This is a genomic window from Lacihabitans sp. CS3-21, from assembly GCF_024343675.1.
GTDB lineage: Bacteria > Bacteroidota > Bacteroidia > Cytophagales > Spirosomataceae > Leadbetterella.
This window is the reverse complement of record NZ_RJUD01000001.1, coordinates 14,210-27,539: the sequence shown is the minus strand read 5'-3', so window position 1 is coordinate 27,539 and position 13,330 is coordinate 14,210. Positions and strand designations below refer to the sequence as shown.

Annotated in this window: 10 protein-coding genes; 4 read left to right on the top strand and 6 right to left on the bottom strand. The window is 37.2% G+C overall.

Annotated features, from left to right (window positions below):
- Positions 1–12: 12 nt before the first annotated feature.
- The 3 genes from EGI24_RS00110 to EGI24_RS00100 all read left to right on the top strand — a co-directional run bounded on the left by EGI24_RS00110 (position 13) and on the right by EGI24_RS00100 (position 4,689).
- Positions 13–1,344, top strand: a complete 1,332-nt coding sequence (locus EGI24_RS00110; protein ID WP_255046107.1) for a SusE domain-containing protein — start codon at positions 13–15, stop codon at positions 1,342–1,344.
- Between the two features lie 85 nt (positions 1,345–1,429).
- Positions 1,430–2,815 (top strand): alpha-amylase, encoded by a 1,386-nt coding sequence (locus EGI24_RS00105; RefSeq protein WP_255046106.1) that lies wholly within the window; start codon positions 1,430–1,432, stop codon positions 2,813–2,815.
- A gap of 44 nt (positions 2,816–2,859) precedes the next feature.
- The gene (locus tag EGI24_RS00100) at positions 2,860–4,689 is read left to right on the top strand and encodes a glycoside hydrolase family 13 protein (RefSeq protein WP_255046105.1); all 1,830 of its coding nucleotides are present in this window, start codon (positions 2,860–2,862) and stop codon (positions 4,687–4,689) included.
- 8 nt (positions 4,690–4,697) lie between these two features.
- On the opposite strand, the gene EGI24_RS00095 is transcribed toward EGI24_RS00100, so the two are convergent.
- Together EGI24_RS00095 and EGI24_RS00090 are read right to left on the bottom strand one after the other, a co-directional pair.
- The gene (locus EGI24_RS00095) at positions 4,698–5,222 is read right to left on the bottom strand and encodes a DinB family protein (protein WP_255046104.1); all 525 of its coding nucleotides are present in this window, start codon (positions 5,220–5,222) and stop codon (positions 4,698–4,700) included.
- A 108-nt stretch (positions 5,223–5,330) separates the two neighbouring features.
- Positions 5,331–5,783: an SRPBCC family protein gene (locus tag EGI24_RS00090; RefSeq protein WP_255046103.1), complete on the bottom strand. Its 453-nt coding sequence runs from the start codon at positions 5,781–5,783 to the stop codon at positions 5,331–5,333.
- A gap of 228 nt (positions 5,784–6,011) precedes the next feature.
- On the opposite strand from EGI24_RS00090, the gene EGI24_RS00085 reads away from it, so the two are divergent.
- Complete coding sequence (locus EGI24_RS00085; protein WP_255046102.1) at positions 6,012–7,058, top strand: sugar phosphate isomerase/epimerase; 1,047 nt, start codon at positions 6,012–6,014, stop codon at positions 7,056–7,058.
- Between the two features lie 448 nt (positions 7,059–7,506).
- Here the strand turns inward: EGI24_RS00085 and EGI24_RS00080 are convergent, their stop codons facing one another.
- The 4 genes from EGI24_RS00080 to EGI24_RS00065 form a co-directional block, all read right to left on the bottom strand.
- Positions 7,507–9,837 (bottom strand): DUF5916 domain-containing protein, encoded by a 2,331-nt coding sequence (locus EGI24_RS00080; RefSeq protein WP_255046101.1) that lies wholly within the window; start codon positions 9,835–9,837, stop codon positions 7,507–7,509.
- Positions 9,838–9,857: 20 nt separating this feature from the next.
- The gene (locus EGI24_RS00075) at positions 9,858–11,645 is read right to left on the bottom strand and encodes an ABC transporter ATP-binding protein (protein WP_310586068.1); all 1,788 of its coding nucleotides are present in this window, start codon (positions 11,643–11,645) and stop codon (positions 9,858–9,860) included.
- A 66-nt stretch (positions 11,646–11,711) separates the two neighbouring features.
- Positions 11,712–12,092: a hypothetical protein gene (locus EGI24_RS00070; RefSeq protein WP_255046100.1), complete on the bottom strand. Its 381-nt coding sequence runs from the start codon at positions 12,090–12,092 to the stop codon at positions 11,712–11,714.
- Complete coding sequence (locus tag EGI24_RS00065) at positions 12,092–13,153, bottom strand: tail fiber domain-containing protein (protein WP_255046099.1); 1,062 nt, start codon at positions 13,151–13,153, stop codon at positions 12,092–12,094. The genes EGI24_RS00070 and EGI24_RS00065 overlap by 1 nt, the downstream gene beginning before the upstream one ends.
- Positions 13,154–13,330: the final 177 nt, after the last annotated feature.

Below are 13,330 nucleotides of genomic sequence, written 5' to 3'. Positions count from 1 at the left end.
ATTTTTCAGAAAATGAATAAAATATTTAAAAATATAGCATTCTTCGTAGGGACATTGATTCTGATGTCCTCTTGCGAAAAAGACGAAATACAGGCGGTTCTCAACTCAGGAGCCACCCCAGTAGTTTCGCTGTCAGCACCAACGGTGGTTCTTTCAAAAGATGTTGCCGAGAACACTGTTCTAACAATTACTTGGCAAAAGCCAGAATTTGGCTATGATGCAGCTCCCTCTTATACCATACTTTTGGATAAAAAAGGTGGAGATTTCTCAAAAGCGTACAGCTACAGTGCAGGAAAAGATTTAACCAAAACCTTCAAAGGTGCAGAGCTGAATAGCATTTTGCTAAATCTAGGTTTGGCAGCGGGTGCAGCGGCTGACTTGGATGTAAAGATCCAAGCGAAACTGAGCGATGCGGTAGTTCTTACGTCGCCATTGGCTGGTTTCAAAGCTACCGCATATCTCGATAAACTCGATCTTTCTTCTCCATGGGGTGTTGTGGGTAGTGCCTACAACGACTGGGGTGCTTTTACTGATGCTCCATTCTACAAAACGAGTTCGGCAGAGGTGTTTGTGGCTTATGTAACACTGAAAGACGGTGAGTTTAAAATCCGTAAAAATAACGACTGGGCAGTAAACTACGGTGACGATGGAGCAAATGGAACGCTTGAAGCTGGAGGTGCAAATATTGTTAGCAAAGCAGGTACATATAAAATAACTTTTGATGCAGCAAAGCTTACAGTAAAAGTAGAAAAGTATTCGTGGGGACTAGTAGGAAGTGCTTTCAACGATTGGGGAGCAACTCCAGATGCACCACTGACTTATGATCCCTTTTCTGACCAATGGAGAGGTGTGGTTACCTTGAAAGATGGTGAGTTTAAAATCAGACAAAACTCTGACTGGGCGGTAAACTATGGTGATGATGGTGGAAACGGTACAATAGACGCTGGTGGAGCAAATGTTGCTGCCAAAAAAGGCACTTATTTGATCACCGTAAATTTCAAAGAAAACAAAATGACCGTAGAAAAAATCACAAATCTTTGGGGGATTGTTGGTAGTGGATACAACGATTGGGGTGCAACTCCAGATTTTACTTTCGCACCTGACTTTGGCAATTTCTCCAAAGATTTTGACACAAAAGGTGTTTGGATTGCACAAAATGTAACGCTTAAAACAGGAGAAATAAAATTCAGAGCAAACTCCGATTGGTCAGTAAACTACGGCGACGACGGTGCTAATGGCACACTTGATGCTGGTGGAGCAAACATTGCAGTTTTAGCTGGGAAATATGATGTGATTTTAGACTTTTCGAAGTCAACTCCTGTATATAAAATTACAAAAAAATAACACGAAGAAATTCGTAATAGGTTGATTATAATCTGCATAGAGTATTTCTGTGCAGATTTTTTTAAACTTTATTAAAACAAACTCCATGAAAAAAGCCGCTGTTCTATGCCTATTTCTTACTGTTTTCATATCCTGTTCAAAATCCGAAAATGTACCTTCGAGTTCGGCTCCTATGGATTTGAATTTGGTAGAAAATACGGGTGGCGTGATGATGCAGGGCTTTTATTGGGATGTTGAACCAAAGGGTGACTGGTGGAATACCCTCTCTACAAGAATAGACGCCTGGAAAAAAGTGGGCGTGGACAGAATATGGCTTCCTCCGGCCTCGAAAGGCATGTCAGGAGGTTTTTCGATGGGCTATGATCCAATGGATTATTTCGACTTTGGTGATTTTGACCAAATGGGTACAATGGAAACTCGATTTGGTTCTCGGATAGAACTAGAGAAACTGATTTCATCAGCACACAGTGCTGGCATTCAGGTAATTGCCGACATAGTTTTGAACCACAATAGTGGAGGTTCTATAGAATTCAATACTTACAGAAACAAGAATACCTATACGCTTTTCAGACCAAAATCGGGCAGGTTTTTTAGAACAGCCAAAGATTTCCATCCAAACGACCACCATTCTAAAGATGCAGAGGCACTGTTTTTTGAAGAACAAGACCTTTGTCATGACCAAGCCAATGTACAGAAATGGTTCTGGAAATCAGACTCATCGGTGGCCAAATATTACAAAAATACCATGAAGTTTGATGGCTGGAGATTTGATTATGTCAAGGGATTTGATCCTTCGGTCATAAAATCTTGGATGGAAGAAGTGGGCGGCTTTGGAGTTTTAGAAGCCTGGGATGGTAACGCCGATTATCTCAAAACTTGGGTAGATAAAACTGGGGCAAAGGCTTTTGATTTTGCGGCATTCTACAACATGGAACAGGCATTTGACGGAAATAACCTGAAACTTCTGAGAGACAAAAGTGCCCTTTTCAAGCTTTCACCACAAAATGCAGTGACATTTGTAACCAACCACGACACGGAAAAAGAAACCAATCAATCCAACAGAATCGGCAGTACCGAAAACAAACTTTTGGCCTACGCCTACATTCTAACGCATCCAGGTTATCCTTGTATTTTTTATCTCGATTATGAAGTGCAACTGCCCAAATGGAAGCTTGACCGACTTATTCAAATAAATAGAACACTTGCCAAAGGCGATTTTTCCGTGATTTTTGCTGACGTAGAATATTATTTAGCCCAACGCTCTGGAGAAGGCAAAATACCTGGCCTTGTAGTGGCCATAAACAACAGCACTGTTTCTAAAAAACAAGACGTTTTTACTTCATTTAAAAACGCCACTTTGTATGACTATTCTGAAAACACTGCCAAAACTATAACCACCGATGACAGAGGCAAAGCAACTATAGAAACGCCCTCAAAAAGCTATACTGTATGGTCGTTGAGGAAATTTTAAGAAAAACCAAACCTAATTAATTTGACAAAGAACTTTGAATACCTATGAAAAAACTACTTGTTATCCTTCTGATTATTAGCTTAAAAACCTATGGACAGGCTATTGAGCATTTCGAGCCCGCTTCTTGGTGGATAGGTATGAAAAACCCTAAATTGCAAGTTCTGATTCATGGAAAAGATATTTCGACCTTTAGTCTGAATGTCAATTATCCTGGAGTGAAATTGGTAAAAATCAATAAAACGGAGAACCCCAATTATCTTTTTGCAGATTTGTTGATTTCTGGTAATGCAAAACCTGGAAAAGTGCCTTTCAATTTCTCAAAGGGTAAAATTAAAACCGAGTATTTTCTAGATTTAAAAAATAGAAAACCAAACTCGGCTCAAAGAGAAGGCTACAGTCCAAAAGACGTTATTTACCTCCTTACTCCTGACAGATTTGCCAATGGGGATCCAAAAAATGACAATATTTCTGGCTATCCAGATGCCCTCAACCGGGCGAAAGATTATGGCCGCCATGGCGGGGACATTGCTGGTATAAGAAAAAACTTGGATTACATTTCGGAAATGGGCTTTACTACTATATGGCCAATGCCATTGGAAGAAAACAAAATGAACGAAGCCAGTTACCACGGCTATGCTATAACGGACTTCTACAAAATAGATCCACGATACGGTAGCAATGACGATTACCAAAATATGGTAAAAGAATCTAAACAAAAAGGCTTGAAATTTATCAGAGATGTGGTGTTGAACCATTGTGGACTCAACCATTGGTGGATGACGGACTTGCCCTCAAAAGATTGGATAAACAATGAAGGGAAATTTGCCCCGACCAACCACCAAAGAGAAGTGATGCACGACCCGTATGCCGCCAAAACAGACGTGGACAAAATGACCCAAGGGTGGTTTGTAACTGCAATGCCAGACATGAACCAACGAAATCCTTTCATGGCCAATTATCTCATTCAAAACACATTATGGTGGATAGAATTCGCTGACTTAGACGGACTGCGAATTGATACGTATCCATATTCTGACAAAAACTTCTTATCGGTTTGGTCAAAAGCAGTGATGGACGAATATCCAAAACTGAACATGGTAGGCGAAGAGTGGTCTACCCGCCAAGCCGTAACGGCCTATTGGCAAAAAGGACAGATGAACAGAGACGGTTATCATTCTTATCTGCCTTCGATGATGGATTTTCCACTAAACAATGCACTCATAGAAGGTCTCAAAGAAAACGACAAAGACTGGGGAAAAGGCATGCTGAAATTGTATCAATGTTTGTCTGATGACTATCTTTATGCCAATCCAAACAATCTGGTGACTTTCTTTGACAACCACGACATGAACCGAATATACACCCAGCTGGATGAAGATAAAGATTTGTTAAAAATGGGATTGGCTGTAATATTTACAACACGAGGAATCCCGCAGTTTTTTTATGGAACAGAGCTGGCCATGACCTCACCGAAAGAAAGAAACGACGGCTTGATAAGGGCAGATTTACCAGGGGGTTGGGAAGGTGATAAAGTAGATGTTTTTCAAAATAAAAACCTTAGCCCGCTACAATCGGAGATGCGAGAATTTGTAAAAAAATTACTCAATTGGCGTAAATCCGCAACTGCTATTCATAATGGTAAGCTCATTCACTTTGCCCCAGAAGATGGAATTTATTCGTATTTTAGATTTAATGAAAAAGAGAAGTATTTTGTCGTGCTCAACAAAAACGACAAAGAGGCCTCTCTTAGTTTGGAAAGATACAAAGGAATGCTTCCGATCAAGCCGTCGTTTGAGGATGTTTTAGATGGCGGTCAATTTCAGAATGAGGTCAAAATTCCTGCAAAGAGTTTCAGAATTTTAAAGGTTAAATAAACTGCTTTTCAAATCAGTTGTTTTACTTGTTCATTGTGTCGATCAATATGAAACCGAAGAAATTCAAATCTTTGCTGGAAATCCAACACCCCTGAAATCGGATGTGGGTGAGCAAGCAAATGCAAGTCACTGTCTGACAATTCATTTCCGAGTGTTTCAAGGATGCCCTGTAAACTGTTCAAAGAAGCAGACCAAAAGGCAAGTGTTCCGCCTAAGCGTGGTGCAGCTACTGCTGGAACTAACTCTTTTTCTTGCCAAGTTTGGGCAATTATTGCTTCTATTTCTAGTCCTTGAAAAGGAGCGTTGGCTTTCTGAATGCTATCATCTCCGTTTTTCAAAGCATCCAACACTTTCCACATTCCAAACAAACCGCCTTGCTCTGCCCAAAACAGATGCTCGGTTATCTCCACAGCATTCCAAACGTCAGCATTAGGCTTGGCTTGTGCTTGCTTTTCAGGGATTTGAGAGATTGTTTTTAAGAACCGTTGGCGGGAATCGCCAACGGCTTCAATGAGGGCTTTTACTTTTGACATGGGCTTGTTTTTTTTCGAAAATTAATAATTTTTGATTAACAAGGATGGATATTTATAGTGAATTTTAAAATATCAACTTCAGAAACCCAAAGCTGTCAAAGTAAAATTTTATACTGGAAACATTTTTTCCAAAATAATTTTCCGATAGGTAAAAATGCCTTGCACTTTGGCGTCTACGAACAATTTACCTGCAATCCAACCAAAAATCCACTTTCCGATGTCGTAATGAAGAATATCCGTCATCAACACGCCACCGTCGACGGCTTTAAAATGGTGTTCATGGTGCCAAATATTGTATGGCCCAAGACGTTGCTCGTCTACAAAAAACTCGTTTTCTTTTATATGTGTAATCTCCGTCACCCAATCGAGCGGAATATTCAGCATGGGCGAGACTTTGTAACTAATCATCAGTCCCTCATACATTTTTTCGGGAATATCATAAAGGATTTTGAAGGTCATTTCTGGCGGAGTTATCTCGTTCAGATTTTTTGGAGAAGAGAAAAAATCCCATGCTTTTTCAAGACTAATTGGCAGAAACTGTTCGACTTTCAGGCGTTTCATCAAATATTGTTTTGGTGTATTAATCATTCATTAAACCCATTGCCAGACCTCAATGTTTACAAAAACTATAAAATTGCCTTTTCCAAATAATCTCTTTGTCGGTTAATTTTGCCTTATCATCGGAAATAGGAACAATAATGTCGTTTTTATAGGATATATTTATTTTTAAATTGTAGTTTTATAAGATAATATTCTATTAAAAACTCATTCATTTATTCTAAAACTCTCATGGAAAAAACAGATAAATCTCAAGTTTCTCGTCGGCAGTTTATTACCAACGCAGCCTTGATTACTGGCTCAGTATTGGGTTCGACTAAAATTTTCGGAGCTCCAGCCATTATCAGAGACCTCTATAAAGGAGGTTCGTTAATAAAAGGTGTACAGATTGGTGTGATTACTTACTCGTTTAGAGAAATGCCCGACCAAAGTGCCGAGGCGACGCTTCAGTATATCCTAGACAGTGGTATAAGTGCAGTGGAGCTTATGGGTGATCCAGCCGAAACTTTTGCAGGAAGACCAAAAAATCCTGTTGATATGCGAACTTTTTTCCCTTTGATGCGTAAAAGAAGAGAAAAACAACCTTTGACAGAAGAGGAAACCAAAAAACTCGATGCCGCCGATGCTCAGATGAAAGAATACAACGCCGAGGTGAAAAGATGGAGGTCGAGTGTGCAAATGAGTAAATTTGAGGAAGTAGGTAAAATGTATAAAAAAGCAGGAGTATCGATATACGGTTTCAAGCCAAATGCCTTTGGAAAAGACAATAGTGATGATGATGTGGCTTATGGAATGAAAGCCGCAAAAGCTTTAGGTGCTAATCAAGTAACACTAGAACACCCATCAGACGATGCACAAACAATGAGATTAGGTAAATTGGCCGAAAAGTATGGTGTAAGAGTGGGTTATCATGGCCACGAACAACAAACGCCAACTTTCTGGGATACAGCTTTGAGCCAATCACCAGCCAACGGTTTAAACCTTGATTTGGGGCATTTTGTGGCAGCTGGCAACATAGAACCGCTGGCTTTTGTGAAAAAAATGAACAAGAATATACTCAGCATGCACATCAAAGACCGCCAAAATGCCGCCAATGGTAAAGGAAACTTGCCATGGGGAACTGGTGACACGCCTTTGGCAGACGTGCTGAAAATAATGAGAGACAATAAGTATAAATTCCCAGCGACAGTAGAATTGGAATACAAAATACCAGAAGGATCAAACTCTGTGAAAGAAGTTCAGAAATGTTTGGAGTTTTGTAAGAATGCCTTGTCGTAAAATACTCACCTGTGAAAATCAAGAAGGGCTTCGGCCCTTTTTTTTATTCCAAAATCCCACTTTCTCGTACAATTTTTCTGACTTCAGCCTCAAAAAAATAACTGATACTAAAATCCTCAAAACACTGATTTTCAAGAACAATTTAACTTGTTTTGGTTTGGGGATAATATAAATTCACGGAGGTAAAACCTTGCTCTGGCACGATGCCCGTATGGCCAAATTCGGTGATTTCTGATTGATCATTTATTCTGATTACGAAGAGACCTTACCTATTGCTTTTTTTTCAAACACACTGTGTTGTATTATGATATCGTATCCTATCATTTTAATATATGTTTTAGGAATAAATAAAAACTATTTGTTTATTGACTATTAAAAATCATCATTTTTAAAGGTAAAAAAAAGATAACACTAAATAGAATAATGCAAATTTATCAAGCTTTATTCTTTATAAATTTAGCCAATAATTAAATTTGACAACCAATGACTTACTTTTTGAACCCAAATAACCCAAATTATAAACACTTTCGGTAGCTGTTGCAAAATAGTTATCAGTATATACAATGAATAGGTCACTTACAGGCTTAAATCTCCATTGAAGCCGAGAGTTTATGTTTACGTTATTGGCTTGATTGTTATATTGAACAAATGTGGTAAAAAATAAACTCTTAGTGAAAGTAATTTCTGCCCTTGGGCTCTCTAACCAAAGTTGAGAACTATTATAACCTTTGGGTAGCCTGATTTTACTATAATTCAAATCTACAGAAAGTAAAGCGTAAGGAATAATTCTATAGTTTGAACTACCTCCCAATGCACTGATTTTTCCGTTGAAATAGTCACCGATTCTAGCTTGAAAATTATAATAGAATAATTTATTAGTATTAGACTGATAAAAGATTCGCGTGCTTTTATAGTTATAAGATGTCCCTGCTTTCAGGGTTTTTCCTCCGGTATTGGTAGGGTCAAAATCTGAAAACAAATAGGTATAATCGTTTCGATAAGGAGAAAAACGAATGTTGGCATTGTTTCTGAATCGAAGCGTAATTATTAAAGGAGTGCCATCCCAATCCGTATTTAAACCGTCAGATTGCCTTTTCACATAATCCCAATCCACACCTAAACCCCAACTGTTTAAATGTTTATTGATTTTTTCATTAGTTGGGTAAAAATTGATAAAAGCAGACGATGCATTTCTAATAAAATCTTGTCGAGGTACATATCCGATTTCGGCAGTATAATTTTTACCAACATACGATGTGTTTGATTCGATATTGAAACGAGGAGAGTCATGACCAATCAAAAGGCCTGCAGTTTCTTGTTGCTCAATTTTTTCTGGGGTTAGAGCTTTATGGAAAAAGAGTTTATTTTGCCAAAATCCGTTTCTAGATGCATAATTAAAATCTACTCCTACTATTCTATGAAAATCTGAAGTACTTGGTATATTGCCAACATAACTTTTTTCCTCTTTAAAATAGTTTTGCTTGTTTGCAAATATAAATCCGATGTTTGATCGCGTCAGTACTTTCCTTTGGATTGCAAAAACACTATAGTTGGCTTGCGGTACATTTACACTATGTTTAGTAGTTAATGCTATTTCTTTGGCCCGAGTTTGCATAGTTAAAAACCCCACTCTCCAATTATTATCGATCTTACCACTTACTCTTGCTCCTGCTAAAATAGGAACTCCATCCGTTTTGGAATATGAAGTAGTGTCGACTTTTCCATCGCCATTAATATCTTCTATATAAGTATTTGATGCCCGGGCTATGCCAATTCTTCTAGAAAAAAATGGATTAATTTGAGTAGAACCGAATGATCCAAATAAGTCATTGTTTTCTATGAAAAACTGCCTCCTTTCAGGAAAAAGCAATTCGAATCTACTTAAATTGGTAACCTGTCTGTCAACTTCAACTTGTGAGAAGTCTGGATTTACTGTTAGGTCAAGATTCAGGGAAGGGGTCAAAGAAACCTTCGCATCAAAACCTATATTTGCTTTATTTTGAACAGGTTTATTGTTAATATAATCTGAAGTAGTGCTTGCTATGAAATAGGGGATTAGGGTAATATTTCTAGCTGGTTCTGGAGGTGCATCATCCCAAATTAAGGTTCCCCCAAAAGCCAAATCATTGCCTCGGCCACTCCTCGGCATTTTTGTCCAAGAGGACCTTTCGTTAATCAATAAGTTATTTCTAAAAAAATTAATATTCCATTCATTTATTCCATTTGGATTAAGACTGTAGCGGAGAATCCTAAAAGGAATAGCACATTCCACTACCCATTTGTCTTCATAATTTTTTACTTCGGTTATCCATTTATTATCCCAATCGTTGGTTATTTCGTTACCGTTAAATAGCAAGGATTCTCTTTGCACACCATAGGGATTAACAGAAAAATGGAAGCCGTTTTGTTTGTCTTTAAAAGTATCTATATTTAAACTTACTAGGTCTGTGCCGCCTCCTTGAGGAAAGTCCCTTTTTAAAGAGGTTACCCTATATTGTCGAGGTTGATACGAAACAAAGCTGTAATACAAATAAGTATCATCAAACATTATTTTTGCTTGTGTTTGCATAATGGCCAAAGAGGTATCATATGGGAACTGTTGGTTAAATGGTGTGGTGGCATCGGCATTAAGCCATTCTGCCTCATCTAATATTCCATCAATTTTTATAGGCCTATTAATTTTTTTTATATGTATTTTGTGATTAACCTCATTTTGAGTTTGAGCTAAAACCGTTTGAGATAATAATAATGATAAGAATAAAATAAGTCTAAAGTTCATTTATTTTTTCTATAACTAGGTTATGAAGTTACAATTAGGTCTTCTTGATGTTTCCAAAGTTTTTGAAATGTTTCAGAAGATTTTAAAAGAAATTCTAGATTTCCTTCCGCTTTTACCTGACCACCTTCCATCACGTAGATGTAATCGAAAAGCGGCAGCAGATGCAATCTGTGGAGAGAAGAAATGATAACTTGCTTATTAAACCGCTCAAAAAGGTTTTTGTAAATTTTGCTCTCGGTCATAGGGTCCACGCTGCTCGTAGGTTCATCTAACAGAATTATCTCAGAATCCTGAGCCGCAAACACGCCTCTTGCCAAAGCCAGGCGTTGTTTCTGTCCGCCAGAAAGATTGACACCTTTTTCAACAATATTACTTTCAAAGCCATTGGGAAGTTGGCCAATAACTTCTAAAAAATGAACATTTTCACATATTTCTTGCATCAGTTCTTCGTTACACGGTAGTCCAAGTGTAATGTTATATGCTATGGTATTTTCAAATATTTCTGGTTCTTGAGGGAAAAAAGTTACATAATTTGAAATCAATGCTATTCCTTCTTTTTTAACTTCCCCATCAATGATTATTTCAGAGGTTTCTGGGCCATAAAGTCCTCTTAAAATAGCTAATAAAGTACTTTTTCCACTTCCGCTTTCACCAATTAATGCAATTTTTTGTCCTTTTTTAATTTCAAAATTTAAATTCTTTATTCCAGCAAAATAATTAGAGTTTTCAACATTCGTTTCTCGTCCTTGATGTGTGTAATTCAAATTTTTTATTTCAATTTTCTCCCAATTTTCTGGAAGGGTTTTCTCCAACTCCGCGATATGATTTTCTTCGTAGGCGTCTAAAATGCTTTGAGCAGTACGCACATTTGTAGCATGTTTAACTACGTCGGTGTATAAATATGCCACACCGTGAAACACACTTGTAAAACGCTCCACGTATCCCATCAACATCACCAAACCACCCAACATAAATGGCTTTCCAATCTCCCAGTTTTGCCAGACGTAGCCCAGCATCACAAAAACATAAATGAAACCTACCAACAAATCTGTTACAAACCACTTCCATTCATTGATTGCCACATTTCGTTTGAATGGCTTTAAGATCATCTTAACTTTTTCTAATAAACCATTTTCCATTCTTGACTCTAGTCTAAGTGTTATCACTGTCACTACATTAGAGAGGCTATCGAAAAGTGTTGATGAAACTACATGTTCTCCTTCGTTTACTTCGTCTAAAGTTTGCATATATGGTTTATCAAACTTTAGAATAATAAAGACAATAATAGCCCCAAAAATGATTGAAATTCCTCCAAAAAGCGGTGAAAAATAGACCATAGCACCAAAAGAAAAGACAAATTTGAATATAGTGTGTAAATACTCGAATCCTTGTTGGAAAAAGTCTCTAAGTGCTTCATATGCTTTTCTGACTCTATTGATTGTTGCACCAGAATGGTTGTCTTGGTGCCATTTTACAGGAAGTTTAAGCGTTTTGTGATACATTTCTTGAAGGAAATTTCGGCTCATAGTGAAAGCCAACTCTCTTTCGGTGAGTCTTGCTGGCCCGTGAAAAATCCAGTCACCCAATCTAATTCCTAAAAATCCAGCTGCATAAATCCAAACGTGCCGCATCACGTCGGTGCCATTTTTCTGCACATCGTTTACAAAAACCCCATAGATGACAGGATACAACGCCTGCACTACATTGCTCATCATAAACCTAAAATATACCCAAGCGAAACGCAATTTTTCGCCTTTGGAATATTTCCAAGCCATGCGGAGCATGTATATGTAAGGGTTGTTTTTCAAGAAATTGGTTTAAAACACAAAAGTAAACCAACCAGGACAAGATTTACCTGCCTTATTCTTGTTTTTTTAATTGTATCCTACTTTGCAAGTAGCAATTAAGTTTTCATCAGAATATAGGCCTAATACTAAACCTTTTGTTTTGAGCTCAGCAGTTTGGATAGCGACTTGACCTTTTTCATCGGCCAAATCAAACACTATCAGTTCTTCGTCTTTTAGAGGATTAAATAATTTCAGTTTTCCTGATTTTTTGCCTTCAGGTAAAGTATAATTTACATTAAAGGTAGCCCCAAATTTTATTGTTTTTGGAACGTCAAGAGCCACATAGGGCTGTGGAATTATTTTGGCAGTTCTCGAAATTCCAATTTCACGGCCATTTTCATCAATTTTTTGAGCATTAGAGAGGATGGCAACAAAACAAAGGAAGAGTGTAATATATATTGTTTTCATTATTTTTCTGATTTGATATTTTTGGTTTGATTTGAAAGTAAAGCTTCAATTTGTGTCAATCTGGAATCTATCGTTTCATAATTGACTAATTTTTGTTTTAAAGCTTCAATTTCAGCCTGTTGATCTTTCATTCCTTGAATAAGAATGGGTATCAGTCCCGTATAATTTATTCCTTTATAGTGTTCTTGATTTTTACCTTCTGAATGTTGAAAAACCAATTCAGGAACAACTTTTTCGAGTTCCTGAGCGATCAATCCAAATTGTCTTTCTTTCGGCAAACCCATTTCTTTCAGTTCTTGATATTTGAAATCATATTTCATCGGATTCATTTGGTTAATCAATGAAGTGGCATTTCCTATTTTTTCAAAATTCTTTTTTAGTCTTATATCAGAATTCGGAACAATTGAATTTACGATTTTTATTGTACCATCTGCCTGAATATCAATACTGTTTGTAGGTGCTCCTGGTCTTATTCTAAATGGCAACCTACTACCTCCAGTAATATCTCTCACAAAAAAATTAGCCTCATTTCCTGCAATATCCCAAACTTGAGGGGTATACCCTCCTGAATTATCTTGGTCTAAACGAATGGCTGGGGTATTCGAAGTTAAAATATGAGCGTTTAATACCGGAGTTGAAGTGCCAATTCCGATATTACTATTGCTACTTACAAATAATGCGTTTGTTTTCGCTCCCGAAACAACTGTAAATGGAACTTTAGCACCAGTGATGTCCTCAATTGAAAATTTGTTTAACCCTCCACTTGCACTTTCATTGGCAGTTATTTGCCAATCGTTAGCAGGAAATGCTCCAGTGCTTGTATCATCAAAACCTATTCTGGTATTATTTTCTTTTATGCGTATTGTATCAAAACCAAAGGATTCATTGTTTATACAGTCAAACCCAAAACAACCACTTCCTTGCACAATAAGATCGTCAGGTATTACCTGATCCATTACGCTTTTTTGCTCATAGATTTGATTCAGACTATTTTTTACTGACTCATCTATTCGAGATTTATAAGTTTGCGGCGTAAGTTTTAGTTGTTCAGGTTTGTTCATCTTTTGCTGAGCAAAAAGATTGAAACCGACAATGAGGAAAAACAGAAATAATAATTTAATAATTAGGGAATTATGTTTCATGAGCCTGAGTTATATATTTCATCTAAATTCAGAATTTGAAAGATAATATCCAAATTTTTTCCAACAGTTTTCAGTTAGAATTTTATTTTAAGGAAT